25 protein-coding genes and 2 pseudogenes are annotated in these 26,497 nt (G+C 52.3%); 21 read left to right on the top strand and 6 right to left on the bottom strand.

What is annotated here, in order from left to right; genetic code table 11:
• Window positions 1-64: 64 nt before the first annotated feature.
• From DP091_RS06485 to DP091_RS06425, 13 genes and pseudogenes are all read left to right on the top strand, one after another.
• Window positions 65-1,405 carry an LLM class flavin-dependent oxidoreductase gene (locus tag DP091_RS06485; RefSeq protein WP_113057565.1) on the top strand — a complete coding sequence of 447 codons (1,341 nt, stop codon included), beginning with the start codon at window positions 65-67 and terminating at the stop codon, window positions 1,403-1,405.
• 5 nt (window positions 1,406-1,410) lie between these two features.
• Entirely contained in the window at window positions 1,411-2,187 is a 777-nt protein-coding gene (locus DP091_RS06480; RefSeq protein ID WP_113057564.1) for an ABC transporter permease, read from the top strand.
• Between the two features lie 41 nt (window positions 2,188-2,228).
• Window positions 2,229-3,245: an ABC transporter substrate-binding protein gene (locus DP091_RS06475; protein ID WP_113057563.1), complete on the top strand. Its 1,017-nt coding sequence runs from the start codon at window positions 2,229-2,231 to the stop codon at window positions 3,243-3,245.
• A 21-nt stretch (window positions 3,246-3,266) separates the two neighbouring features.
• The gene (locus DP091_RS06470) at window positions 3,267-4,040 is read left to right on the top strand and encodes an ABC transporter ATP-binding protein (RefSeq protein ID WP_113057562.1); all 774 of its coding nucleotides are present in this window, start codon (window positions 3,267-3,269) and stop codon (window positions 4,038-4,040) included.
• A 35-nt stretch (window positions 4,041-4,075) separates the two neighbouring features.
• Window positions 4,076-4,916: pseudogene (locus tag DP091_RS06465) on the top strand (sulfurtransferase).
• A gap of 207 nt (window positions 4,917-5,123) precedes the next feature.
• Window positions 5,124-5,972, top strand: a complete 849-nt coding sequence (locus DP091_RS06460; RefSeq protein WP_258394422.1) for an AraC family transcriptional regulator — start codon at window positions 5,124-5,126, stop codon at window positions 5,970-5,972.
• A gap of 285 nt (window positions 5,973-6,257) precedes the next feature.
• Entirely contained in the window at window positions 6,258-7,028 is a 771-nt protein-coding gene (gene bglS, locus DP091_RS06455; RefSeq protein WP_113057645.1) for a beta-glucanase, read from the top strand.
• A 223-nt stretch (window positions 7,029-7,251) separates the two neighbouring features.
• Window positions 7,252-8,130: an AraC family transcriptional regulator gene (locus DP091_RS06450; RefSeq protein WP_113057560.1), complete on the top strand. Its 879-nt coding sequence runs from the start codon at window positions 7,252-7,254 to the stop codon at window positions 8,128-8,130.
• Between the two features lie 128 nt (window positions 8,131-8,258).
• Window positions 8,259-9,214: pseudogene (locus DP091_RS06445) on the top strand (ABC transporter permease).
• A 22-nt stretch (window positions 9,215-9,236) separates the two neighbouring features.
• A complete protein-coding gene (locus DP091_RS06440; RefSeq protein WP_113057559.1) occupies window positions 9,237-10,130 on the top strand; it encodes a carbohydrate ABC transporter permease in 894 nt (297 codons plus the stop codon).
• Between the two features lie 73 nt (window positions 10,131-10,203).
• Window positions 10,204-11,871, top strand: coding sequence for an extracellular solute-binding protein (locus tag DP091_RS06435; protein WP_113057558.1), 1,668 nt, complete (start codon window positions 10,204-10,206; stop codon window positions 11,869-11,871).
• A 104-nt stretch (window positions 11,872-11,975) separates the two neighbouring features.
• On the top strand, window positions 11,976-12,968 hold the full coding sequence (locus DP091_RS06430; RefSeq protein WP_113057557.1) for an N-acetylglucosamine kinase: 993 nt from the start codon (window positions 11,976-11,978) through the stop codon (window positions 12,966-12,968).
• Complete coding sequence (locus DP091_RS06425; protein WP_113057556.1) at window positions 12,953-14,269, top strand: 6-phospho-beta-glucosidase; 1,317 nt, start codon at window positions 12,953-12,955, stop codon at window positions 14,267-14,269. The genes DP091_RS06430 and DP091_RS06425 overlap by 16 nt, the downstream gene beginning before the upstream one ends.
• A gap of 134 nt (window positions 14,270-14,403) precedes the next feature.
• Here the strand turns inward: DP091_RS06425 and DP091_RS06420 are convergent, their stop codons facing one another.
• Complete coding sequence (locus tag DP091_RS06420; RefSeq protein ID WP_113057555.1) at window positions 14,404-15,432, bottom strand: LacI family DNA-binding transcriptional regulator; 1,029 nt, start codon at window positions 15,430-15,432, stop codon at window positions 14,404-14,406.
• A gap of 327 nt (window positions 15,433-15,759) precedes the next feature.
• Between DP091_RS06420 and DP091_RS06415 the strand changes: the two genes are divergently transcribed.
• On the top strand, window positions 15,760-16,809 hold the full coding sequence (locus DP091_RS06415; protein ID WP_113057554.1) for a 2,3-butanediol dehydrogenase: 1,050 nt from the start codon (window positions 15,760-15,762) through the stop codon (window positions 16,807-16,809).
• 103 nt (window positions 16,810-16,912) lie between these two features.
• Here DP091_RS06415 and DP091_RS06410 read toward each other — a convergent pair whose 3' ends face one another.
• Both DP091_RS06410 and DP091_RS06405 read right to left on the bottom strand, forming a co-directional pair.
• On the bottom strand, window positions 16,913-17,917 hold the full coding sequence (locus DP091_RS06410; protein ID WP_113057553.1) for a FecCD family ABC transporter permease: 1,005 nt from the start codon (window positions 17,915-17,917) through the stop codon (window positions 16,913-16,915).
• 2 nt (window positions 17,918-17,919) lie between these two features.
• Window positions 17,920-18,960, bottom strand: a complete 1,041-nt coding sequence (locus tag DP091_RS06405; protein WP_113057552.1) for a FecCD family ABC transporter permease — start codon at window positions 18,958-18,960, stop codon at window positions 17,920-17,922.
• Window positions 18,961-19,111: 151 nt separating this feature from the next.
• Between DP091_RS06405 and DP091_RS06400 the strand changes: the two genes are divergently transcribed.
• The 3 genes from DP091_RS06400 to DP091_RS06395 all read left to right on the top strand — a co-directional run bounded on the left by DP091_RS06400 (window position 19,112) and on the right by DP091_RS06395 (window position 20,795).
• Window positions 19,112-20,125, top strand: coding sequence for an iron-hydroxamate ABC transporter substrate-binding protein (locus DP091_RS06400; protein ID WP_113057551.1), 1,014 nt, complete (start codon window positions 19,112-19,114; stop codon window positions 20,123-20,125).
• Between the two features lie 56 nt (window positions 20,126-20,181).
• Complete coding sequence (locus tag DP091_RS31265; protein ID WP_181469740.1) at window positions 20,182-20,325, top strand: hypothetical protein; 144 nt, start codon at window positions 20,182-20,184, stop codon at window positions 20,323-20,325.
• A gap of 95 nt (window positions 20,326-20,420) precedes the next feature.
• Complete coding sequence (locus tag DP091_RS06395; RefSeq protein ID WP_113057550.1) at window positions 20,421-20,795, top strand: VOC family protein; 375 nt, start codon at window positions 20,421-20,423, stop codon at window positions 20,793-20,795.
• 150 nt (window positions 20,796-20,945) lie between these two features.
• On the opposite strand, the gene DP091_RS31260 is transcribed toward DP091_RS06395, so the two are convergent.
• The gene (locus DP091_RS31260) at window positions 20,946-21,089 is read right to left on the bottom strand and encodes a hypothetical protein (protein ID WP_009595787.1); all 144 of its coding nucleotides are present in this window, start codon (window positions 21,087-21,089) and stop codon (window positions 20,946-20,948) included.
• Window positions 21,090-21,342: 253 nt separating this feature from the next.
• Between DP091_RS31260 and DP091_RS06390 the strand changes: the two genes are divergently transcribed.
• Entirely contained in the window at window positions 21,343-22,107 is a 765-nt protein-coding gene (locus tag DP091_RS06390; RefSeq protein ID WP_113057549.1) for an exodeoxyribonuclease III, read from the top strand.
• Between the two features lie 93 nt (window positions 22,108-22,200).
• Here the strand turns inward: DP091_RS06390 and DP091_RS06385 are convergent, their stop codons facing one another.
• On the bottom strand, window positions 22,201-23,100 hold the full coding sequence (locus DP091_RS06385; RefSeq protein WP_113057548.1) for a LysR family transcriptional regulator: 900 nt from the start codon (window positions 23,098-23,100) through the stop codon (window positions 22,201-22,203).
• A gap of 144 nt (window positions 23,101-23,244) precedes the next feature.
• Here DP091_RS06385 and DP091_RS06380 point away from each other — a divergent pair, with 144 nt between their 5' ends.
• Both DP091_RS06380 and fabV read left to right on the top strand, forming a co-directional pair.
• Complete coding sequence (locus DP091_RS06380) at window positions 23,245-23,994, top strand: SDR family NAD(P)-dependent oxidoreductase (RefSeq protein ID WP_113057547.1); 750 nt, start codon at window positions 23,245-23,247, stop codon at window positions 23,992-23,994.
• Window positions 23,995-24,221: 227 nt separating this feature from the next.
• A complete protein-coding gene (gene fabV, locus DP091_RS06375) occupies window positions 24,222-25,412 on the top strand; it encodes an enoyl-ACP reductase FabV (protein ID WP_113057546.1) in 1,191 nt (396 codons plus the stop codon).
• A gap of 57 nt (window positions 25,413-25,469) precedes the next feature.
• Here the strand turns inward: fabV and DP091_RS06370 are convergent, their stop codons facing one another.
• Window positions 25,470-25,853, bottom strand: a complete 384-nt coding sequence (locus tag DP091_RS06370; RefSeq protein ID WP_113057545.1) for a hypothetical protein — start codon at window positions 25,851-25,853, stop codon at window positions 25,470-25,472.
• Between the two features lie 133 nt (window positions 25,854-25,986).
• Between DP091_RS06370 and DP091_RS06365 the strand changes: the two genes are divergently transcribed.
• Window positions 25,987-26,478 (top strand): GyrI-like domain-containing protein, encoded by a 492-nt coding sequence (locus DP091_RS06365; RefSeq protein WP_113057544.1) that lies wholly within the window; start codon window positions 25,987-25,989, stop codon window positions 26,476-26,478.
• Window positions 26,479-26,497 lie beyond the last annotated feature (19 nt).

The following is a 26,497-nucleotide window of genomic DNA, read 5'->3' as shown; positions in this document are numbered from 1 at the left end:
AGCGGTTCTGTAGAAATTCAACGCTTGATGATCAAATATTACAGATCAGGAAGGTGACACAACCATGAGTTCAAAACGTCGTCAATTGCATCTTGGATTGTTTTTATTCGGGACAGGCTATCATCCCGCGGGCTGGAGACTGCCCGAAGGCAAAACGGACGGGGCTTACGATCCCCAGTTCCTGAAGGAGGTCGCCCAAAAGCTTGAGAAGGCCAAGTTCGATTTCTTCTTCCTGGGAGACCGATTGGCCACGAGCGCGGACATGCAGCATTTATTCCCTTCCCAAATGACGCGGCTGGAGCCGTTTACGATGCTGTCCTATCTGGCGGCGGCAACCGATAGAATCGGTTTGATCGGCACGGTGAACACCACCTATGCCGAGCCTTACAACATCGCACGCTTCACGGCATCGCTGGATCATCTTAGCCGGGGCAGGGCCTCATGGAATGTCGTGACGGGCTCTGATCCGCGGGCTGCGCTGAATTTCAGCCGGGAGAAGCATTGGGATAACGCCAAGCGGTACGACTACGCCGAGGAATTCATTGAAATCGTCAGCGGGCTGTGGGACACCTGGGAGGACGACTCCCTTCCGCGGGATAAAGCAAGCGGCGTGTTCGCCGACGGAAGCAAGGTGCACGCTCTGGACCATGTCGGCGAGTACTTCTCCGTTGCGGGTCCGCTGAACATTCTGCGCCCGATACAGGGGCAGCTTCCGTTGATCACGGCAGGAACCTCCCTGCGCAGCCAAATGCTGGCGGCCAAATATTCCGACATGGTCTTCACCGGAACGAATGTAAAGGAAGTTGCCGTCAAATTTTACAAGGATGTGAAAGGCCGACTGCCGGAGTATGGAAGGGCAGCTTCGGATTTGAAAGTTCTGCCGGGGCTGGTCCCGATCGTGGGCCGGACCGAGGAAGAAGCACGAGCCAAATATGCGCAGCTGAATGAACTGGTTGTGACCGATTACGATCTGGGTCCGTTGTCGGATAAAATCGGAATCGATCTAAGAGGATACTCCCTGGAGGATCCTCTGCCGGATGTATCGGCTTCGGAAACGGCCTTACACTGGGCCGACTTGGCGAGAGCGGCCAACGGGCGCGCGGATATTACGATCAGGGATCTGTTCTATTTCTTTACCGTCACGGTCCGCGGGCATCTGCTTGTTGTCGGCAGTGCGCAGCAGGTGGCGGATATCATCGAAGAATGGTTCCGGGATGAAGCGGCCGATGGATTCAATGTGTGCCCGCCTTATATGCCGGGTGGACTGGATCTGTTCCTGGAGCTGGTGGTACCCGAGCTTCAGCGTCGGGGCTTATTCCGCAAAGAATATGAAGGCAGCACCTTCCAGGAGCACTTGGGACTAAGCCGCCCGGGGAACCGATATGATCTGATTGCGAAGGGGTGAGCCTGATGGGAACGAGGCATGCCAAGAAATACCGCGGTATCTGGACGGGGCAGGCGGCTTTACTGCTGATCATATTGGGAATTTGCGAGCTCCTGGTTCGCGCGGAGATCGTCAGCAGCCTGTATCTGCCTGCGCCATCGCAGGTATTCCGTGAGCTGTTCAAACTGTTCGGTGACGGAGAGATTTGGAAGCACCTGTCCGTCACGCTGGCCGAATTCGTAGCGGGCTACGGCATTGCCGCCCTTGGCGGTTTGGCCGTCGGCATGGCTCTGGTGCTGATCCCTTGGGCGGAGCAGTTTTTTCGGCCGTATCTTTCGGCGCTGATGGCGATTCCGAAGGTTACGATCGTGCCGCTGCTTGCGCTCTGGCTCGGGATCGGGGTTACGCATAAAATATCGATTGTGTTCCTGTTCTGTTTCTTTACGATCACGGTCAATACGATGACCGGGATCAAGCAGACGGCGGAGAATCACCTGAAGGTTGCTCAAGTGTTCGAGGCTACGCGGAACCAGACCATCATGAAGGTGATTTTGCCATCGGCTGCGCCGACCATATTCGCAGGTCTGCGTTTATCGGCTGCAACCGGACTGGTGGGGGCTCTGTTCGGGGAGATGCTGGCATCGAAGGATGGCCTTGGCAATATACTCGTGAAGGCGACATCGCTGTATAATACCGCGCAGGCCTTTGCCATTGTAGCGCTGGTTACCGTCGTATCCGTACTCATTATTTCATTAATCGATTTGTTGGAGCGCAATGTGTTTTTGAAATGGAAGTCGTCATAAATCCATCAAAAAGAGCGTCACTTACAAGGGGAGAGATCCATATGAACAGAAGAAAAATACGTCCGTACATCATAGCGCTTGCGGCGTTATGGTTAATCGCCATCACGGCCGGCTGCGCAAGCGGCACGGATAGCGGCAAGGGAGCAGCCCCGTCCGCAGAGGCCGGAGAGAGCGCTGCGGGAACCCAGCTTGAGAAGATCCGTTACGCGCCGCTTAGCGGCGTCAGCGGATTGGCGGTGTCCTTCGGGGCGGAGAAGGGATTCTTCGAGGAAGAAGGACTTGACGTCGAGTTCATTACCACCAAGGACCCGATTGCCGGTCTGACCAGCAAGGACATTGACGTGGTCGACGTAGCCACGACGACGGCGATTGTGGCCGCGGGTAAGGGTGCTCCCGTCAAAATCGTCTCCTCCATGTTCCGAACCAAAGGCCCGTTCTACCTGATTGCCTCGCCGGAGATCAAGACGGTGGAAGACCTGAAGGGCAAGAAGGTGGGCATCGCCGTGTTTGGCAGCGGGCTGGAGGTGTATACACGAGTCATTCTGAAGGAGCATGGCTTGAAGCCGGAGGATGTAATTTTCATTGCTAACAGCACGCATCAGGCGGCTTATGCGAGCTTGGAAACCGGACAGGTTGACGCCACCATCATCCATGAGCCGTTCGCTTCTCTCGCGGAGAAGCAGGAAAAAGGCCATATCATTGCTACAGGCTGGGATTACCTGCCGACCTTCCACACCGGGGTGCTGGCGGCGCGTGACGGCATATTGAACGAGAAACCGGAATTGGTCGAGAAGCTGCTGCGGGCCTATTTCAAATCGCAAGAATATGCGAAGAGCCATCCGGACGAGTATAAGGCGTACTATCTGAACAATATCGAGATTGATCCTAAGGTGCTGGATCTGGCGCTGGAACGTGAAGAGGTGCTGTGGGAGAACAATCCGGACGTGGACATCAACGCGTTGAACGATACTCAGCAGATTCAGAAGGAGTTAGGTTTCCAGGATGAGATTTACAAGGTGGAGGACATTCTGGACCTGAGGTTTATTCCGAAAAAATAAAGTGTGGCAGGAGGCGTTCCTATGTCGGGATTTACGGTGGAAAATGTCTCGAAGGTCTATGACGGCGATCTTCCTACGATCTCGCTTCAACATATAAACTTGCAGGTCCGGGATGGCGAATTTCTGTGCATCCTCGGGCCGAGCGGCTGCGGAAAAAGCACGCTGCTCGAGCTGCTGGCGGGGTTGCAGCTTCCGACGGAAGGCGAAATTTTGCAGGATGGCGCGAAGGTTCAAGGACCCACGCGGAGCTCAGGGGTCGTATTCCAGGATGCATCCCTGTATCCGTGGCGCACCATCTCGCAGAATGTCGGCCTTGGGCTGGAGCTCGCCGGCATGAAAAAAGCGGAGCGGCAAACGCTCGTAGACAAATATTTGAACCTGGTCGGTCTGCAGGGATTCGGTTCCAAGTATCCCCATCATCTGTCGGGAGGCATGCGGCAGCGGGCAGGGATCGCTAGGGCGCTTGTAAGCAGCCCTAACATCCTCCTGATGGACGAGCCGTTCGGCGCGGTGGACCATTTGACCCGGCTCCAGCTCCAGCAGGATCTGCTCCGCATATGGCAGGAGGAGAAGAAGACGGTGGTGTTTGTGACCCACGACGTATCCGAAGCCGTCTTTCTGGCGGACAGGGTCGTCCTGCTATCCCCGCGTCCCGGGCGCATTCACCACATTTTCGACGTTCCCCATGAGCGTCCGCGCAAGCGGGAGGATGTCGGTTTGCTGAAGATTCAGAATGACATCTACTCTGCGATCTATGACGTGAAGACAGAAGAGGATTTGGAATTCACGATTTGAACAGCTGCTTGAAATCAAGAAGGGACGTGGAGCCATTGTCAAATCTCGTAAGCAAGGAATGGGTGCTGGAGCAGCTGAAGTCGAACCCGGATCAGCTGGTTATCGCGGATGTCCGATTCAGCCCGGGCAATGCGGATTACGGCTATGAGGCTTATCAGCATGAGCATGTGCCCGGTGCCGTATTCGTTGATTTGAAAAAGGAGCTGATGAATCAACCAGGTGGGCGGCGGCCGGAGCCCGCTGCCGCAACCGGATGAGCTGGCCAGGCGACTCGGCAATCTCGGAATCGATGCAAGTACGCCTGTCGTTGTCTATGACGATGACCTCCGCCCGGAAGGAGCGCGGTTATGGTGGATATTGAAATACCTGGGTCACGGTTCGGCATATATATTGAATGGAGGATTGGCAGGCTGGAAGTCAGCCGGATATCCGCTTATCTCGGGGAAAATCGAAGTGACGTCGCGTTCTTTCCAGGCAAGCGTGCAGAAGGATTGGCTGGCTGATGTGAACGAGGTGAGGGCGAAGCTTGGCGCAGCCGGCGTGACCCTGCTCGATTCAAGGGACTGGAAACAGTATGCGGGAGAAACGGCTCCACTGGACCCGGTGGCCGGGCATATTCCGGGGGCGGTGCATGCCTATTGGAAGGATGGGATTGATGAAGACGGGACGCTGAAGGGGGCTGAGCGGCAGCGTGAACGTTTTGCGGGAATAGATCCGGATCATGAAGTGATTGTGTATTGCGGCTCCGGGCTGTCCGCGTGCCCGAACGTGCTGGCTTTGCGAGAAGCGGGATACCGCAAGGTGAAGCTGTATGCAGGCAGCTGGAGCGACTGGATCAGCTATAAGAACAATCCGGCAGCCATTGGAAACGTGTAAAGCGGGAGAGCCTGCGTCTGACGCGGGGGCATATCCAAATAGATAACATATGGAGGAAGGTTTGTCGACCAGTTCACTGGAGGCACAGCCATGGGGCTGTGTCTTTTTGTTGTTTTTACTTGATGAAGGCAGGCGGAACATTACCAGGGCTCTACGGTAGCCGGAAACATTCTTTTTTTGTGACTGGAGGGATAATGCGTGAAGGAAATGGTCTTCGAAAATGCCGATATGAAGTACTCCATACCTTCGGATATGGAAAAAGGGGGAGGAATCTGGATTCTCCGTACGGGCCGGAGCCGGGGCAAGCCCCACTATTTTGTAGGCCCCAAAGTCTCCGAAAACTATGCGCTGCATTTTGTTCTGAGCGGAATGGTCTCACTGGCTTACGGGGATGAGGAGGTTACGTTGTCGGAGGGAGACGTCTTTTGCCTGTTTCCTCGTACGAGGTACAGCTACTGGGATTCGAACGGCCATCTCGAACCGGCGCTGCACATGCAGTGGGTCGTTTTGGATGGAGGATTGACTGACATGGCTTTGAGCCGGATCGGGCTGCATCCAAGCAAGCCTTATGTGCAGAACGTGATGAAGGGTGAGCTTCAGGCGGTGCTGGATCAAATAAACAGGTGCGTTGACAACGATACCGTCGGAAACGAGTTTGCACGACAGAAATGGTTATACCGGCTGTTTGAGCTGCTGGCGGGTGCCACGGTCCAAAAAGGGAGTAAATCGAACTGGCTTGAGCAAAGCGTTCATTATATGGATTCCCATTACATGGAGGGGATCACCGTTATGGATGTGGTCGAGCATGCCGGCGTACACCGGACGCATCTGTATTGTGAGTTTATTCGGGCGTATGGCATCAGTCCGAGCCATTATCTCATGAAGCTGCGGATGGAGCGGGCAGCGGTGCTGTTGACCGAAACTAATGTGTCCGTGACGGAGGCTGCTTTTTCGCTGGGATATTCTAATCTCCACACGTTCTCGCGAGCATTCGCTAAATATTACCGCACGTCGCCTACCTCGTATCGTCAGCAGCACGAGTCGGTGCCAATATAGTGAATCAGACGGGTAAGGATAAACAGACTGTAACAGGGAGAAGCGTAAAACCTGCTGCAGTCTTTTCGCTTGGAAGGGCAGCAAGTGCCGTTAAATAGTGTCGTTTTATCCTTGAAATGGCTGAGATTTCCAAAATATTTGTGTGTACGATAGAATTGATCCACCATTCCCGGTGGTCATTACAGACATTTGATGGAGGGAGGTCTTAAAGAGATCAGAGATTACGGAGGCAAGGATTTTCTTGCTTGCATTCACTCATTACATTTCAAGAAAGAGGTGTTGTTCATGAAAAAGCTAAGTGTGTTCAGAAAGAAAATGACGACTGTACTTATGGCTGGCGGCTTGTTATGCGGATTGTTGGTACCGATTCAAACGTCGGCTGCCGACATTGCATTTAATGAGCCGCTGAACGGCACGAACCCTAATCTGTTCTATACTTCCGATGGATGGGGGAACGGCCCTGATTTCGGGGTGGGCTGGAAGGCGGCAAACCAGGAGTTCTCAAACGGAATTATGGCTTTGCGACTGGACAATGCGGGATGTCCTGCGAGCTGCTCGGGCAAATCCTATGCTTCCGGTGAATATGCGACACATCAAAAGTACGGCTACGGCCGTGTTGAAGCGCGGATCAAAGCGGCTAAGGGAACGGGCTTGGTTACGAGCCTTTTTACGTATTCCGGTCAAGCCACAGGCACGTCCAATGACGAGATTGATATTGAAATCCTGGGGAAAGACACCACGAAGATGGAAACAAATTATTTCACCAATGGCGTAGGCCAGCACAGCACCATCATCAATTTAGGGTTTGATGCGTCGCTCGATTTCCATAACTATGCGTTCGAATGGTCGCCATCATCCATCAAGTGGTATGTAGACGGCCAACTGGTCCATACGGAGAATGGCTCACGAGGTGCGCTTCCGACAAGTCCGGGCCATATCATGGTTAACCTATGGTCGGGATCAGGGCCGGCTGAGATATGGACCGGGAAGTTCAATTACCCGGGTTACCCGGTTCGTGCGTACTATGACTGGATCAAATTCACGCCGGCCAACTAGTTTTTATCGAGTATTCAGGATTTCATCAGGTATGTTGAAGTTTCCTTGATCAGCCTCCGCTTATTGTTCTGGCATTATCGCACCAACAAGCTGCCCCAGGTCATGATATGACATTTGGGGCAGTTTTTTATTTACAACTATGGAATATAGATGATAGAGTCTTTCACAAGAAATGTATGGATGCAACGCTTACAAGAAAATATCGGTTATGGAGGGAGATATCATGCCATCAATCATGAGGGAAGAAGCGATACCGAAGGAAAAAGTAATATTAGCCAAGAATTATCCGGTTTTTGTCGCCGATACGATTGGCGTGACCAGCCCCTATCAAAAGCTTCATTGGCACAACGTGCTGGAGATAAATTACATCAAATCCGGTACGGGTTACTACATCATCAACGGGCAAAAATTTGAATTCCAGCAAGGGGATGTACTGCTCATCAACTCCAATGATCTTCATTGCGCTTACGAGACGAAGGATCTTGTCATGACCGTCATTTCATTCGATTCAACTTGGTTTATCCATAACCTCCGGTTCGATCCGGAGCTGTTCAGCCCGTTCCGCGAGATGGGCAAGCATTACATGAACCTGATCCCCCGCGACCACCCGGCGATGGATAGGCTGCGTTCGCTGCTGTTTGAGCTGCAGAAGGAGCATGTGGGGGAACAGCGGTCTTACGCTACGGTCGTATACTCGCTTCTGCTTCAGTTCCTGGCCACCGTTAACCGGGAGTGCCGGATCGAAGGGGAGGGCGGAAGCGAACCCAGCATCAGCGAACGGCAGCTGGAGAAAATGCGTCAAGTCATCATGGTGATGGAGCAAAATTTCGCCCACCCCTGGACGCTGGAAGAATTGGCTTCCTTGGTCTATCTCAGTCCTTCCAGGTTCAGTGAAATATTCAAGCGTGCGGTCGGCATGCCGCCGCTCTTGTACCTGATCCACATTCGGCTGGAGCAGGCGGTCACGATGCTGGAAGGAGGCCATATGAAAGTGATGGACGTCGCCCTGGAATGCGGCTTCCGTACGCTGACCAACTTTAATCGGCTGTTCAAAAAGCACATCGGCATGACGCCGAAGGCTTCACAAAAGCAACATTCCTAAAAACCAGTGAAATAGTGCTGGTTTTTGCTTGTTTTAGCAGAGAAATGAGCCTGGTCAGGCGATACAATAAAGTGGCAAGCATCTCAAGGATATGTCAATAAACCTGACACGAAATAGAAAAGGGGGAGATGCCAGTGTCGCAAACCGGGATTGACGGCAGGGCGGGGACGCATGTGAAGAAAGGCCGCTTGCGCCGCTTTCTGAAGCAATGGGATATACAGCTGATGGTGCTTCCGGCCATGATGTTCATTCTCGTTTTCAGCTACATTCCCATGTACGGAGTGCTCATGGCATTCCAGGACTACAGTTTGTTCAAGGGGTTTCTGAACAGCCCGTGGGTCTCAAGCATTTTGAAATGTTCTTTGGGGCCCCGGAGTTCTGGACCATTATGCGGAACACTCTGGTCATCAGCCTGCTGAAGCTGTGCATCGGTTTTCCTGCACCGATCCTGCTTGCGTTAATGCTGAATGAAGTAGGGAGGCATTCCTTCAAAAGAATCGTCCAGACCATCAGCTACCTGCCTCACTTCTTGTCGTGGGTCATCGTCTCGGGCTTCGCGATTTCCATTCTGTCTACGGACAACGGCAGTCTGAACATTCTGCTGCAGAAGCTGAGCCTGATCGATGAACCGATCAATTTTCTATCGGAGCCGAAGTACTTCTGGAGCATCCTGACGGTAACGAATGTGTGGAAGGAGATCGGCTTTTCCTCCATTGTGTATTTGGCGGCCATTGCGGGCATTAATCCCCAGCTGTATGAAGCGGCTTCCATTGACGGTGCGAGCCGTCTGAAGCAGATCATCTCCATCACTATTCCGTCCATCATGCCGATTATCGTCGTGTTCTCGATTTTAGCGATCGGCAATTTCCTGAATGCCGGTTTTGAGGACATTTTGCTGCTGGCCGGCAATCCGGTATTGCGGGATGTCAGCGACGTGCTGGACACGTACGTCTACCGGATTGGCATTCAGAACAGCCGATTCTCCTACGCTACGGCAGCAGGTCTATTCAAGGCAATCATCAGCGTATTGTTATTGGCCGGAGCCAATTATTGGGCCCGACGATCGGGGAACAGCCTATGGTAGGGAAGAAAGGGGAGAGATGCATATGAGGCTGGCAAACGGAGACCGGGTATTCGTTGGGTTCATCTATGGTTCTTTGACATTGCTGGCATTTATCGCGTTGTACCCATTCTGGAACGCGGCCATCATCTCGTTTAACTCGGGGACAGACACGATGAGGGGCGGCATTACGTTCTGGCCGCGCGAGATTACGCTGGAGAATTACCGCGTCGTGTTCAAGGACGAGCGCCTCATTGACGGGTTCGTCATCTCGGTGCTTCGCACGGTCATCGGTACGCTTCTATCCATTGTAGCAACCGCCATATTCGCCTACGGCATATCCAAGCGCGAGTTGATGGGCCGGAATTTTTATATGGTCACTTGCATCGTAACGATGTACTTCAGCGGCGGACTCATTCCGAATTATTTGCTCATTCGGGAACTGGGCCTGATGAATTCGTTCTGGGTTATGGTCATTCCAGGTATCATCAGCGTGTGGAATATGATCATATTCCGGACGTTCTTTAAGGGTATCCCGCCCGGCCTTGAGGAGTCGGCCCATATCGACGGTTCCTCGAACTGGGGCGTATTCTTCCGAATCGTGCTTCCGCTGTCGGGACCGGTCATCGCGACGCTGTCGTTGTTCACGGCCGTATATCATTGGAATGATTGGTTTGCGCCAAGCATTTACATATCCAACGCGGATCTGCTGCCGATACAGACGAAGCTTCAGCAGATTCTCAATGCCAATATCATGATGGAACAAATGCAGAACATGGATGCGGCGGCGCAGGGCCGGATGAGCGCGATGAAGGCCGTAACGACCAAGTCCTTGTCCATGGCGACCATGATGGTGGCAACCGTTCCGATCCTGTGCGTATATCCGTTCGTTCAGAAGTATTTTGTGAAGGGTGTATTAATCGGTTCTTTGAAGGAGTAATTCACCAGCAACCTTGCCAAGGGTTTGAAGCGGCAGCTTTGACCATAGATGAATCATGAAGGGAGCACTTGGAATGAAAAAAAGGGGAAAAAGGCTTCTATCTGCATGGTCAGTCACGCTTGTCATCGTTATGGCTTTAACGGGATGTTCGGGCTCAGGAGGTAACTCGGCAAGTCCGGAGAAGGAGAGCTCAAGCTCGCAAAACAAGGAGAAGCCAGCCGGAGAGGATACCTTTGTGCTGGGAGAAAACCCGCTGGAATTCTCGTTCTACGGCCACTATGACTGGTATACGATGCCGGAGTGGGGTGCGGATCTGGCAACCAAGTGGATCCAGGAGAATAAGAAGGTCAACGTGGTTCCGGTCAGCTCCGGCGGCGTTGCCAAGAACAAGCTCAGTACGATGATCGTGTCCGGGGAGCTGCCGGATGTCATATGGATGGATCCGGGTGCGGAGGTTGAGAAGCTTCGTGCCGAGGGCATGCTGGTGCCGTTCGACGATTATCTGGATAAATACCCGAATTTGAAAAAATGGGCCGGGGAGTCCACGCTCGATTTACTTCGCTCGCCCGACGGCAAGCTGTATCAATTCCCGAACTGGTATACAACGCAGCCGAACGGGAATGCCGGCTATCTCGTCAATAAAAAGATTTACGAGGAGCTCGGATCGCCAAAACTGGATACGCCGGATGATCTGTACGCCTATTTGAAGCAAGTGAAGGCGAAGTATCCGAATGTCGTTCCACTGGAGGTAGGCCAATCGGCAGCGGGCGTGGACATCATGGTGTCGGCTTTTGCCGAAAATCGCCCGTATACGTTCAACAGTATGATTGCCGTACCTCAAGGGGAGCAACTCGTGTCGCTGTTCACGGACCCCGTTTATCGCGAGCTGCTTCAATATATGAGCCGATTGTACCGCGAGAAACTTATTACGCAGGATGCCTTCACGCAGAAGCTGGAGCAAGTTGAACAGAAGATTCTGAGCGGCAATGTGGCAGTTTATGTGGCATCCAGCCCCACCGAGTTTGGTTCCAAGGGCAACAATCTACTGAAGGCACAAGACCCCGATGCTGGTTACATCATGATATGGCCGGTCCACAAGGAAGGATTGGATCGCGACAAAATTTTCCCGGGCGACTATAAACAGCTTGGCTGGAACGTCAGTGTCATTACGCAAGCGGCGAAAGATCCGGAAGCTATTTTCGCGTTCCTGGATTGGTTTACCGGTCCCGAGGGCCAGCGGACGATCATGTGGGGACCTGAAGGTTTGTACTGGGACGGGACGGACGAAGAGGACATGCCGCTGTTCACCGATAAATTCACCAGCGATGCGAAGGGACGCGACGAGCTGATGAACGCCACGGTCAACTTTCAGTGGACCGGCAACACGGTGTACGTCGACAATTCCAAGATGAAATTCGAATCCACGCTCCCGCCGGAGAAGCGGAACTTCGAAACGTATTGGCAATCGGAGATTACCTGGAAGACGCAGATGAACACGACGGAGTATGTTAATCTCGACCCGGCAGGCGATTCGGAGGAAGGCATTATTGCACAGCGTGTGTTCGAAATTTATGAGCAGGTTAGAGCCAAGGCGATCAGCTCGGCCTCTTCAGATCAGGAAGTGCTCTCGCTTCTGGATAAGGCAGAGGCGGATGCTCAAAAAGCCGGTTACGACAAGCTATTGAAGTACAAAACGGCAAAATGGCAGGAGAATAAGCAGAAGCTGGAAGCATCGAAATAAACGTCGCGGCGGAGCCGTCGTTCTTTCAGGAGCTTGCGGAATATTCGTTGGCATTCCTTGGGCAGGGCGGCTTCATAAGCCGGGCATCATAGGAGAGATCATACTTGAATTACTACTTGGGAGTCGATGGCGGAGGAAGCAAAACGCTGGCCGTCGTGGCGGACGAGACGGGACGAATCATAGGAAAGGGAATGGGCGGCTGCGGCAACCATCAGCTGGGGGCAGCACTTGCGGAAGCAAGCATCAGACAGGCCGTGGAAGAAGCGCTTGGGCAGGCGGGACTACATCGAGAAAATATCGCCTGTGCGTCTTTCGGGCTCGCAGGAGCCGACCGCGAGGCGGATTTCCGCATCTTGCGGCCCATGATCGGCGCCATGGGCTTCAAGAAACACCATATCGCATGCGATACCGTCATTGCCATGAGAGCCGGCACAAGACAGAGGGACGGCGTCGTCCTAATATGCGGCAGCGGAACGAACGGTTACGGCGTCAACGCGGGAGGCGAGGAGGTTCAGATCGGAGGATTCGGTTATGTGTTCGGCGACTTCGGTGGAGGCGCTGACCTTGCCGTCGAGGTGTTTCGGACGGTTGTTCGTTCCTGGGAAGGCCGCGAGAAGCCGACTTCTTTGACGCCGCTCACGCTGGATGCGCTTAGATTCGGCAGCGTGGAGGAGATGTTTCACCGATTTTTGGACGAGGGCAGAAGAGCGCCGCATACATTGGCGAAGCTGCTGTTTCAAGCTGCACCCGTGGATGAGGCTGCAAGAAAGATATTGGAGAGACAAGGCATGGAGCTGGGGAAGGTCGCCAGCGCGGTTATTCATAAGCTTAACATGGGCAATGACGCCTTCGACGTCGTGCTGGCTGGCAGCGTCCTGACCAGGGGAAAAAGGGAATATGTCGTTCCGTATATCGAGTCTCAGGTTCTTGCGGCAGCCCCGAATAGCCGGCTGCGCATTCTGGCCCTTGAGCCGGCAGCAGGTGCCGTCCTGCTCGCAATGGATGATAGCGGCGTCGTTCCGGGCACTGCCGTATATGAACAATTGCAGCAAGAGCTTGCCGTGAAGGAGAGGAATGTGGAATGGGCACTGGATTAAAGGTTGCTGTTATCGGAGGTGGCTCCTCGTATACCCCAGAGCTGATTGAAGGTTTCATCCGCCATTATGCATCGTTTCCGGTGACGGATATCGTCCTCGTGGATATCCCGGAAGGCCGCCGTAAGCTCGAAATTGTAGGCGGTCTAGCCCGGCGAATGATAGAGCGAAGCGGATTGCCGATTCGGATTACGCTAACCTTGGACCGCAAGGAAGGTCTGAAGAATGCCCATTATGTATCGACTCAGATGCGAGTCGGGCTGCTGGAGGCCAGAGGCTGGGACGAAACGATCCCCTTGAAATACGGACTGCTCGGGCAGGAGACGACCGGAGCCGGCGGCATGATGAAGGCTCTGCGTACGATACCGGTGCTTCTGGATATATGCAAGGACATGGAAGCATTATGTCCGGACGCCTGGCTGTTGAATTTCACCAATCCTGCCGGGGTGGTGACGGAAGCCATCATGAAGCATTCCGGCATCCGCTCCATCGGTTTATGCAACTCCCCTATCGCCGCTTACAAATGGTTGTCAGGGCTTTACGAGGTGCCGATGCACCGCATCTACTGCGAGTTTGCCGGATTGAATCATCTGCACTGGATCAGCCGGATTGAGGTTGACGGAGAGTCGAAGCTGGAGGAGCTTCTGGCTGCAGGCGGGAGCTATTCTGCCGGCAACGTGCCCCAGCTGGCCTGGAATGATACGCTGATTCGGGCGATGGGTGCGATTCCGTCTTATTATTTAAAATATTATTACCTCCACCGCGAGATGCTGGAAGAGCAGCAGGCTGCCGCGGTCAAGGGGGAGACAAGAGCCGAGACAGTCCAGCGTCTTGAGGATGAGCTGTTCAAGATTTACGAGCAGCCGGGGCTCGCGGAAAAGCCGAAGCAGCTTGAGCAGCGCGGCGGTGCTTATTACTCCGAGGCGGCCGTCAATCTGATGAAAGCCATTCATACGGATAGCGGTGAGATTCAGACGCTGAATGTCATGAACGGCGACACGCTGGACTTCCTGCCGGCGGATGCCAGTATCGAGGTGAACTGCGTCGTGACGAAGAACGGTGCGGTTCCGGTGCCGGTCGAGCGAGTACCGGCTGCGGCGGTGGGCCTGATCCAAGCCGTGAAAACCTACGAAAGTTTGGCTATCGAGGCGGCAGTAACGGGAAGCAGAGAGAAAGCGCTGCTCGCGCTTAGCGTTCATCCCCTCATCGATTCCGTTGGTGCCGCGGAAGCGATGCTGGATGAGATGCTGGAGCGGAACCGTTCGTACCTGCCGCGATTTTTTCAGGAGCAAGAAGTTCGGTAAGCGGTGACTGACGTTTAATACAAGCTATTACTTGTATACCCTAAGTCATTAAGCGTCTAATATTTTTCAAGAGCGGCAAGAAGAGCCTGGAACTCCGCGTTCCAGGCTCTTCTTTATGGGCTGGGTTGCTGACCCTAGTCGGTTGTTGCGTTTCGTATAACGGATACGCTGGATTCCCTGACGATGAGCCTCGGTTCGAATTGCACGCGTTCGTATTGGCCGGACTTTTGCTCGCGAAGGCGCTTGAGCAGCAATTCCGTAGCCAGCCGGGCTACTTCATCGCCCATGATGGACACCGAGCTGATCTGAGGCGTCGTGACGGTGGTCCATACATTGTTATCGATGCCGACGACGGCCACATCATCGGGAACCCGGATCTTCAGCTCTTTAAAACGGTTGACGATACCGATCGCAACCATATCGTTTACCGCATAGATGGCGTCCGGCATATGCCTCAGGCCATAGAAATAGTCCGCCGCACGAACCCCCGTTTCAAACGAGAAATCCTCCCCGAAATAGACAAGCGACGGATCGACTTGCGTCAGCGACTGCTCATAGGCCCAATACCGCTCTTCGATTTTATCTTTGGGCGCACCCGCGTAGGCAATGCGGGTCCGACCGATTTTCAGCAGATGCTCCATGACAAGCCTGCCCTCCTGGCGTGCCAGGCCGACGATATCGGCTTTATACTCATCCCCCAGCTGTTTCCCATAATTAATGATCGAGACGGGGAGGCTGGATTTGTTGATCAGGTCGCCCAGCGTTTTCGGATAAGCCAGCGGCATAATAATCAAGCCGTCTACGTGCAGCTTCTTGATATCTCTCACGATTTCAAGCTCGTTACGGGCATTCCCGGCCGTATTGATCTGAACGACCCGATATCCGTGCTGCTTGGCGGTCTGTTCCACCGACCAGGCGATTTCCGGGATGATTGCATTACGGATGTCAGGCACGGCCAAGGCGATTTGATTCGTCTGCCGAACCTTCAGGCTTTGAGCCGATGTATCCGGACTAAATCCGATTTCTTCGATCACCTGCATGATCCGTGCTTTCGTTTTCGGACTGATCCCCTTGCTGTCGTTGATGGCTCGGGACACGGTGGCAATGCCAACGCCCGCTTGTTTGGCGACATCTTCAATCGTCACTTTTTTGGGATTCACCATATTCAAAAAGTCCTCTCTCTATTTCGGAAACGTTTCCTGTTATAAATCTGATTCTAAATCCTGATGGAGTAATATCTATATTATAACATTAAGAATACCTTCAATTCATGGAACACCTCGCTAAGAAAAGAGGTGCGGCGGAAGAGGACGCATAAATAGCTGCAACTCTTTAAAAAAGTAGATGTACCCTGATCACCGGTTGTCCATGACTTTTCATACATTATAGTCCATCATGTTTGACAGATTGTCAAAACTGTGACATATTTGTTTTCGGAAACGTTTCCTGTTTTGTTTTTATTTTTTCGAACCCATAAGGAGATGAAGACAATGCAAGCATTGCGCTGGCATGGAGTAAAGGATCTGCGTTTGGAGACCATTGCGGAGCCGCAAGTTACGAGTGGAAAAGTGAAAATCAAGGTTGAATGGTGCGGGATTTGTGGCAGCGACCTCCACGAATACGTAGCCGGACCTATATTTATACCTGAGAATACGCCTCACACCCTTACCGGAGAACAGGCTCCGGTGGTTATGGGCCATGAATTTTCCGGCCAGGTGGTAGAGGTTGGCGAAGGCGTTACGAAATTCAAGGCCGGTGACCGCGTGGTTGTTGAGCCTGTATTTGCATGCGGAAAATGCGCAGCCTGCAGACAAGGAAAATACAATCTGTGCGATGAAATGGGCTTTCTCGGCCTTGCCGGCGGTGGCGGCGGGTTCTCCGAATATGTCGCCGCGGATGAGCATATGGTTCATAAAATTCCCGACAGCGTCTCCTATGAGCAAGGAGCTTTGGTAGAGCCTTCGGCAGTCGCTTTGTATGCCGTACGCCAAAGCCAGCTGAAGGCGGGAGATCGGGCGGTCGTATTCGGTGCGGGACCGATAGGTCTGCTTGTCATCGAGGCATTGAAGGCAGCAGGGGCGTCCGAGATTTACGCCGTGGAGCTGTCTGCTGAGCGTAAACAAAAGGCTGAAGAATTGGGTGCCATCGTCATTGATCCGAAGGCTTACGATGTGGTTGAGGAACTTCATCGCCGGACGGGAAGCGGAGTAGATGTCGCATTTGAAGTGACGGGTGTTCCGCCTGTACTAACTCAAGCGATCAACTCTACAAAGATCGGCGGACAGATTATGATTGTGAGCATCTTTGAAACCTCCGCTCCCATCGTGCCGAATGACATCGTGATGAAGGAGCGTAATATTACCGGAATCATTGGCTATCGCGACGTATTTCCGGCTGTCATTAGCCTGATGGAAAAAGGATTCTTCCCTGCGGATAAGCTGGTCACCCAGCGGATCAAACTGGATGAGGTTATCGACCGGGGCTTTGAGGCCCTGCTCAAAGAGAAGAACCAGGTGAAGATCCTGGTGAGCGCTCACTAAACGCAGTACGGCAATTGCACAAGCTCTAGCACATTATACAAACCAACGGCGATTACCTCCGAATGGTCGGGAGGTGATCGCCGACTTTTTTAAACTCATTCAATTAATCCTTGATCAACAAATAAATAAAGTAGGGTGCTCCGAGACATGAAACGACTAATCCAACCGGAATCTCGGAAGGGGCCATCAAGTTCTTGCCGATCATATCGGCCACAAGCAGCACCAGCGAGCCGAGCAGCGCGGAGACCGGCAGCATTCCCTGATGACGGGGACCCACAAGCTTACGCGCCAGATGCGGAGCAACCAGTCCAAGAAACGCGATGCCGCCGCCGACGGCCACGCAGGCGCCAGCCAGGGCAACGGAGATGAACAGCAGCGTTCTTCGCTCGCGTTCTACCGTGACCCCAAGTCCCGCTGCCGTGTGGTCCCCCAGGTTGAGCACATTCAAATGTTGCGATTTATACACCGCCCAGGGAATCAGCAGAAGGATCCACGGGAGGATCGCAGCGACATATTCCCAGCTTGCGCCCCAAATGCTTCCGGACAGCCAGATGGTAGCCTGCATGAAATTGTTAGGGTCCATCATGAGCTGGAACACGATAATAAGCGCGCCGAAAGCCGCATTGATGCCAATCCCTACAAGCACCAGCCGGATGGGCGTTACGCCTTGTTTCCAGGCCAGCGAATAGATGAGGAAGGCGGCAAGAAAAGCACCGAATAGGGCGCCAAAAGGCATAATATAGACGGACCATATACCGGAGCTGAACGAGCTGCCTTGGAAATAAAAGATATACAGCACGACGGCCAGTCCTGCTCCAGAATTAATGCCGAGGATGCCCGGGTCTGCCAGCGCGTTCCGCGAAACACTCTGCAGAATAGCACCGGAGACGGCGATACCCGCACCGATCAGGATGGCAATGACCATGCGGGGTAAACGAAAGTGCATCAGAACGGTATAATTTTGCTCAGATCCTGTCCCGTTGAATGCTTTGATGACCTCAGCGAGCGGGATTTTCATCGTTCCCATATTCAGGCTGACCAGAAACACGGCTAATATGGCCATCAGCAGGATCATCGCCACGGACATGATTTTTCGCGTTGTGTTCATCGTTACAGCCCCCTCCCTTCCCTGCGTGCAAGATAGAGGAAGAAAGGAACGCCGATCATGGCCGTAATTGCGCCGACAGGCGTCTCGAACGGAGGGTTGATCATCCGCGCCCCCACATCGGCAAACACCAGCAGAAGTGCTCCCATGACAGCGGAGCAAGGGATGATCAGCCGATAGTCGGGACCTACGATGAAGCGAACAATATGCGGGATGACAAGCCCCACGAATCCGATCGTTCCGCCCACAGCTACCGCTGCGCCCGTGAGGAGCAGCACAACGAGCGTGCCCAGGAACTTCACGGTTCCTGTTTTTTGGCCAAGCCCGGTAGCGACCTCTTCGCCCAGGCTCATGACGGTAATGGATCTGCTGAGTGCGAGTGCAATGAGCAGCCCAATGATGGCGACAGGGATCAGAAGCTGCACGTTCACCCACTGTACGCCTGAGACGCCTCCGGCATACCAGAAGCTGATATCCTTGGCAATGTTAAAGCGGATGGCAATGGCCGAGGAAATCGAGCTTAGAAGCGCGGTTACGGCAGATCCGGCCAGAGCCAGCTTGACGGGCGTCAGGCCCCGTTTGGATAACGAGCCGATGAGAAGCACGAGTCCGGCCCCAAGGCCCGCACCGGCAAAAGATAGCAGCATGAGCACGGTGTTGGATGGCGCCTCCATAAAGGCAAACCCGATCGACATCATGAAAGTGGCGCCTGCGGTGACTCCCATAATGGAAGGGGAAGCAAGCGCGTTTCTTGTCATGCCTTGCATGATGGCTCCGGAAACCGCCAGGGAACCGCCGATCAGTGCAGCTGCCAGGGCCCTCGGCATGCGCAGTCTCTGGATAATCTGGTGCGAGGTGGAATGGGCATCGAAGCGGACAAACGCCTCCCATATGGTGGACAACTTAATGTTCGAAGCGCCATAGATAATGGAGGATGCCATCGCGGCAGCCAGCAGACCAAGCCCCAGCAGAATGACGGCCGCGGCTGTCTTGGGACGATAAATGGATGTTGCGGTTGATTTGTTAATGGGCTGATTTGCTTGCATAGTCACCTAAACCTTTGTATTGATAAAAAAATAAAAATAACGTATTGTAATTGAGAATGAATTTCATTATCATGGTTATTATTATATCACTTCATCCCAAGATTGCTAGTGATCTAAGCAGAAAAAATATACATTAAGGGGACCTGTAACAATGAGTCGATTTAAGAAAAAAATATGGATAATCGCAGGACTATTGGCGGCTTTCACGCTGCTTGCAGCTTGTGGAAATAGCAAGGACGCCGGAAACGAGCCAACGGAGGCGCAAACGGCAAGCGAGCAGAACGGCGGCAGCGAAGCGAAGCCGGAGGAAGGAAGCGGGGAAGCCAAGACAGAACGAACACTGACAGACGCCATGGGCCATGAGGTGAAAATTCCAGCCGAGCCGAAACGGGTGATTGCTTCTTACTTGGAGGATAACCTGGTGGCGCTAGGGATTACCCCGATCGCGCAGTGGTCGGTCAAAGGCGGAAACGTCCAGGATTATCTGCAGGACTCATTGAAGGATGTGCCTACGATTGAGCATGATCTTCCCTTTGAAGCGGTAGCGAGCTTCCAGCCGGATTTATTGATCATGGACTCGGCTTCCATGGTGGAAGGCAACAAGTACAGCCAATACGAGAAGATTGCTCCAACCTACGTCATCGGCAATGAGGTCAATAACGATTGGCGCGAAGAGCTGAAGAAAGTGGGGGAAATCTTTGGCATGGAGGAGGAAGCGCAAGCGGCACTCGATCAATACGAGCAGAAGGCACAGGAGGCCAAGGAGAAAATCCAGCAATCGATCGGCGGTGAATCTGCTGCAGCGATATGGCTTGTCGGCGGTAAATTGTTCGTCGTAAGCGAGACATTGTCCAGCGGAGCCGTTATGTACGGCGACTTGGGACTTACGGTACCGGACGTGGTGAAGGAAATTTCGGCATCGGCTACGGGCAACTGGTCCTCCATTTCCCTGGAGAAATTGGCCGAGCTCGACGCGGATCATCTGTTCTTTATTAACAGCGACGGCGAAGGGGCGGATGTGCTTCAGGATCCGCTCTGGGCGAATATTCCGGCCGTTAAGAACGGCAACATCTATGAATATGGAAAAGAAACAAGCTGGCTGTATACCGGTACGATTGCCAACGGCCAGATCATTGATAACGTGCTGGAGAGTTTGGTGAAATAAACGCTGTCAGATCGAGCCAATCAGCCGTCTTGCCACATTAGTGGGGAGGCGGTTTTTTGTATGGGTACGTATATGGAACAGGGGCGGCGCAAACATTCAGCAGGAAAACGTGGGCACTCGCAGAACTAATTAGCGAGGTGGGAATGATGATGCCGAAGTATATGCCGGACTTATCCAATGTGCAGGCGAAACTGGAATAAAACATTCGATTTGGGCGCTGTTTGGTTTTAGCCCGAAATTTCGTTTCTTATGTGTCAGTAGCTACATCAAGCAAACCAAAGAGGAGGAAGGTTTTTTGAAAAAATCCCTTTTGTACGGCGTTGGCATCTTTGTACCGGTCAGTGATCTGAAGCGTTCGACGGCCTGGTATACGGATATGCTCGGGTTTGAAGTGATCCATGTGGATGAACCGAATGCGGTGGTCATGCGAATGAACGATGAGAAGGTATCCTTCTGCCTCGTGCGGTCCTATGAGGTGAAGCAGCCGATTTTTCCCAGGAATGATTATGGCGTGGGGCAATATTTCAACCTGCATACCACGAATGTAAGTGAAATTCATCAACGATTGGTTGCCAAGGGAGCCGACGTAACGGAAATTGAGGATTTTGGCGGGTTCAAAGGCTTTTCCTTGACGGATCCAGACGGCAACCGCTGTGGGGTGACGGAGTAACGACAGCGAGAAGCGGAATGGCTATAACCGACGGGCATTGTGTTTACCCAGATGATCGAATAGGAAAAACACCCATTCATTGGCTTGATATGGATGGGTGTTTTTGCTGCGGTGATTATCGAATGTGCATCGGCAGTCGTATCCAATTCGTTATTCCTGATCCCGACAGTGCTCCTCGGCCGCCGAAGTGAACTCTTCCTCATTCTCGGAAGCAAGTTTATCACCGTATTGGTCCAAACGTTCAGGGCTGCTGGAAGGACCGTCGTTCTTAGGTTTGCTGTTTCTGCCTGTCATGCTGTATTCCTCCTTATGTGGGGTTCTCATCGATTGCGACCGTACGAATGATCGTACTTTTGCGAACGTTTATGTTGTTCCTGATTTGGCGCGGGATTATGCACGCAGGCCCTGATCTACCGTTTATGAAGTTATGATGAAAGCGCTCGTAGCGGCTTGTTCGTTTCAGCCGTGACATGATACCATAATAGAATTTAGAAGATTCATAGATTTAACATGCTTTAAACGATATGGATACCACGGAGGTTGCGATATGAAGCTAGTGTCATGGAACGTCAATGGATTGCGGGCCTGCGTAACGAAGGGGTTTATGGATTATTTTCAGCAGGTGGATGCCGATATATTTTGCGTGCAGGAAACGAAACTGCAAGCGGGGCAGATCGAGCTCGATTTAGGGCCGGAATATCAACAATATTGGAACTATGCGGAGAAGAAGGGGTACTCGGGAACGGCGGTATTTACGAAAATCGCCCCATTGTCCGTTCGTTATGGTTTGGAGGAAGACAGCGAGCCCGAGGGCAGAGTGATCACGCTGGAGTTTGAGGACTTCTATCTCGTAAACGTGTATACGCCGAATGCGAAGCGCGACCTGAGCAGACTGGAGTATCGGCTGGAGTGGGAGGAGCGGTTCCGTGCCTACTTGCTTCAGCTTGATGAACGTAAACCCGTGATCGTATGCGGCGACTTGAATGTGGCGCATCAGGAAATCGATTTAAAAAATGCTAAGTCCAATCATGGCAATTCCGGCTTCACGCTGGAAGAGCGCGGCAAAATGACCGATCTGCTGGCAGCGGGCTTCGTCGATTCCTTCCGCCACTTCTACCCGGACCGTACGGACGTATACAGCTGGTGGTCGTATATGGCCAAGGTAAGGGAGCGGAATATCGGCTGGCGCATCGACTATTTTCTGGCGTCTGCCCGTTTAACCGAGAAGCTGAAGGATGCCGAGATCGACTGCCTTGTGATGGGAAGCGATCATTGCCCGGTGAGTTTGACGCTCAGCGAGTCATTACGTTAAAATTCAAATTTTAAAAAAAGCCAACCGGAGCAGGGGACTGGATAACAGCCACGCCTACGCCGGTTGGCTTTTTTATTGAAAGCAAAGCTCCGTTCACCCAATCTGATGCTTCAGCTTGTCCAGAAAGATCGAGGCCGGCTTCGACAGATGGTGGGTTCCGGGCTGTACCCATCCGAATGAAGAAGCAGCGTGGCCGGGGGGCATCTCCAACTCCAGCGTTACGATGTTCCCCGAAGGTATGGGAGTGAAGCTGGAGAAGGACAAATTCACCCCCACGGTGACCGCTACATTCTCTTCGACGACCTTCTGTATGACCCTTGTCTGATTGGTTGAGAAGAGCAGATCCATTTCCCCGTACTGCTCCTCGAATACATCCATCAGCTTGAACAGACTGTCATCCTTGTAGAGAACCAATGGATATTTTCGCAATTCTTTGGGCGTGATCGATTGCCGCATGGCAAGTGGAGATTGACGGCTGACCCCCACCACGAATTTGCTCTCCAGCAGCTTGCCGAAGTGAAGGCCGCGGTGTTGATGAATGGTGGAATCATCGACGAAAATCAAACCGATATCCGCATGATTTTGTTTGATATCCTCAATAATATCAAGAGTCGCTTTTTCCGTAATTTCGAGTTTGATCTGGGGGAAGTCCTTTTTGAACTGGATGATGGCATCGATGGACAGCGTTAGGGGGACCGGGACGGTAGCAATCCGCAAAGATCCGCTCAGCAGGTTGGAATATCCTTCGGCCTCTGATTTCAGATCCTGGAATTGTTCCAGAATAACATAGGCTTTCTGGAGGATTCGCTGGCCCTCGGCTGTGGGTACGGCACCAAGCCGCGATCGGGTGAACAAGGAGAAACCGAACTCGGCTTCCAGGCTGGACACCGCTTGGCTGACCGCGGAAAGGGTAACGTTGCAATTCTGGGCTGCTTTGGTTAACGATCCTGTCTTGGCCGTCTCCACGATATATTCCAGTTGTTCAAGATTCATATGACCCCGTCCTTAATCTATAGTTAAGTAATATTAATTAGGTTTAAATTTACTTAAATATAACGCAGCGTTACAATGAACACAAGGACATGGACACACAATGTTCAAACAATAACGCTATTATACCCTAGGAGGTCATTGATCATGTCAGAACAACGTGTAGCGGTGATTACCGGCGGAGCGAGCGGAATCGGTCGTCAGGTCTCCCTTAAATTTGCAAGAAAAGGCGATCGCGTCGTCGTTGCCGATTATAATGAGGCAGCCGGTCAAGAGACAGTCGAATTGATCAAAAAAGAAGGCGGCGAAGCCACTTTCGTTCAAGTCGATGTTTCTAAACAAGAAAGCGTCGAGGCGCTTGTGGATAAGGCAGTTGAGCTTTACGGCCGCATCGATGTCATGCACAACAATGCGGGTATTGGCGGGGCTGGACCGGTTCTCGAGCAAAATATGGATCTCTACCATCGCACCATCAACGTGAATCAGCACGGGGTGGCTTACGGTATTATAGCAGCAGGCAGAAAGATGAAGGAGCTAGGCATTAAAGGCGTGATCATCAATACAGCATCCGTATTCGGATTCCTGGCTTCACCTGGAACGTTTGCTTATCACGCTACAAAAGGCGCTGTCATCATGATGAGCAAATCCGCTGCGCTTGAACTGGCACCATATGGAATTCGCGTCGTTGCCATTGCTCCTGGAGCAGTGGATACACCGATTATCCAAGGCTATAAAGATTCCGGGATGCTGGATTCCATGAGAGCCAAAGTCATGGGCGGTGAATTAACACAGCCTGAGGTTGTGGCGGATACCGTGTATCTCGTGTCACTGGATGAAGCCGCAGCGATTACAGGCAGCGTGGTCATGGCTGACCAAGGTTACGCTTCATTTAAGTAATGTAACGGCCATACTATGGATTGCTAAGTATCGGATATACGGTAATACAAACCTCTCTTTTGAATGGATGCTGGCTTCAGCCAGCATGATTCGTAAAGAGAGGTTTTCTTGATTTTCCTGGTCAAAAGATTTCCTCTCTCCACAAAAAACAGTTAAAATAGAAAGGAAAATGAAAAGACCATACATATGGTGTCAGACGACGAGTACTGGAAGAGAGGTATATAAATATGATCATTAAACCTAGAACACGCGGATTTATTTGCACAACATCCCATCCTGTAGGCTGCGAAGCCCAGGTGCAGGAGCAGATTGATTATGTGTTACAACAGCCTGGCATCGAGGGGCCGCGCAATGTGCTGGTTATCGGCGCTTCCACCGGGTACGGCTTGTCGGCCAGAATTGCTGCCGCATTCGGCTCCCGCGCAAATACTGTAGGCGTGTATCGTCCCAGCCAGGCAACCGAGAAGCGGACCGCTTCGGCAGGCTGGTATAATTCGGTCGCATTCGAGAAGGCAGCCGAGGCCGCAGGCTTAAAATCGTTCAGCGTGACAGGAGATGCTTTCACGCAAGAGACCAAAGCCAAGACGGTTGAGCTTATCCGCAAAGAGCTGGGACAAGTTGATCTCGTGGTGTACAGTGTTGCTTCGGCGCGCCGTACGCTGCCTGACACGGGTGAGACGGTCAGCTCCGTATTGAAGCCGATCGGACCGGCCTATACCAACAAGACGGTAAACTTCCATACGGGTGAAGTGACGGAGGTAACGATTGAGCCGGCCACGGAAGAGGAAGTGAAGAACACCGTAGAAGTGATGGGCGGCGACGATTGGGAATTATGGATGAATGAGCTGGCGGAAGGCGGCATACTGGCTCCTGATGTGACCACGATTGCGTTCTCCTACATCGGCTCGGAGATTACCAAAGCCATCTACCGGGATGGATCCATTGGACAAGCCAAGGATCACCTGGAGGCAACCGCGCTGAAATTGAACGAGAAGCTTGCAGCCGGAGGCGGGCGAGCATATGTAACGGTCAGCAAAGCGTTAGTGACCCAATCCAGCTCGGCGATCCCGGTCGTTCCGCTGTACGTATCGGCGCTGTACAAAGTGATGAAGGAGAAGGGGCTCCACGAAGGCTGCATCGAGCAGATCTATCGTCTATTCTCCGACCGCCTCTATAAAGGGCAAGATACGCCGGTGGATGAGAAGGGTCGCATCCGTATCGACGATTGGGAGCTTCGCGAGGATGTACAGGCCGAGGTAGCCGAATTGTGGAGCAAGGTGACAAGCGAAAATATTGAAGATTTGACGGACCTTGCCGGTTACCGCCGCGAGTTCTTCCAGCTGTTCGGCTTTGAAACCGATGGCGTGGATTACGATGCGGATGTTAATCCAGTGGTCGACAATCCGAAGGCCATTTAAATGAAAAAAAGCGAGTCCCGAAATGATGGGGGACTCGCTTTTTTATATATGTCGGGGTTAAGGTTGAATAAACGCATCCGTAGCATACCATTTCCCAGACTTTAGGCGCAGTTTCAATCGGATAGGTTCCTTGAAGCCGAATTCTTTATTCTCATATTGTTGCGTGACAAATGTGTCTGATACAAAAAAGAAATGCAGCGGAAAGACAAAACCGGTTTGATGTATTTGTTTATCGTACACAAAATGTTTATCCGTCAATTCACGTTCGGCAGGATTTATTTTTCGATATGTTGAAGAGTTCATATAATCCGCATAGTCAGCTGCTCCACTCATGGCTTTTTTCAGTATCAATTTCGTGTCATGAGCAATCCATAAACCGAACAAAACATAGGCAATGACCAACAGCATAGTTATTGAGAGTATCCGTTTTTTTCTATTCATGTCCGTCCTCTCTTTTAGGTTGAGCATCGATACAACGGTGCACGCTGGGATTGCACACCACACCCTTTGGAATGGGTAAACCATGTTTCAAGTATACAATGAAACCAAATACAGGATAAAGGAGCATTTAACGATGACAATCGATCAACGAAACGAAGCAGCGGTTACGACTAAGGAAGCTTTTCAGGCGATAGGATTGAAGTGGGAAGGCACATTTGCCGAGGCGGGTGCAGGCGGGATACGTGCAGTGCATCGCTTGATGCAAGAGCGGCTCGCGGAGATCCCCCATGCCTTGCATACCGACACGCTGCTGGGGCTATCTTATCACGCTGTTCCCGGTGGTGACGGATTTATTCACTACGCGGTCGTGGAAGTGGAACGGATCGACGAAGTGCCGGAGGGGATGGTTACGATATCCGTTCCCGCATTAACCTATGCCACTTGCCCTCATCGGAAAGAGCAGAGCATCGATCAGTCCTATAACAATATTTATGCCTGGATCAAAGAGCAAGGTTACTCGGAATATAACCCGGATCATTTAACGCATTTCGAAAAATATCCGATGAGCCAGGATCCCTATGCGGATGACCCCGAATTTATCATCATGATTCCTGTTCAAATATGAGAACAGAAAAGTCCTCGAA

The sequence above is a fragment of the Paenibacillus sp. MDMC362 genome, from assembly GCF_003269305.1.
Lineage (GTDB): Bacteria > Bacillota > Bacilli > Paenibacillales > Paenibacillaceae > Paenibacillus_AQ.
Note: the sequence above shows the minus strand (reverse complement) of the source record. Positions and strands in the feature narration are given on the sequence as shown.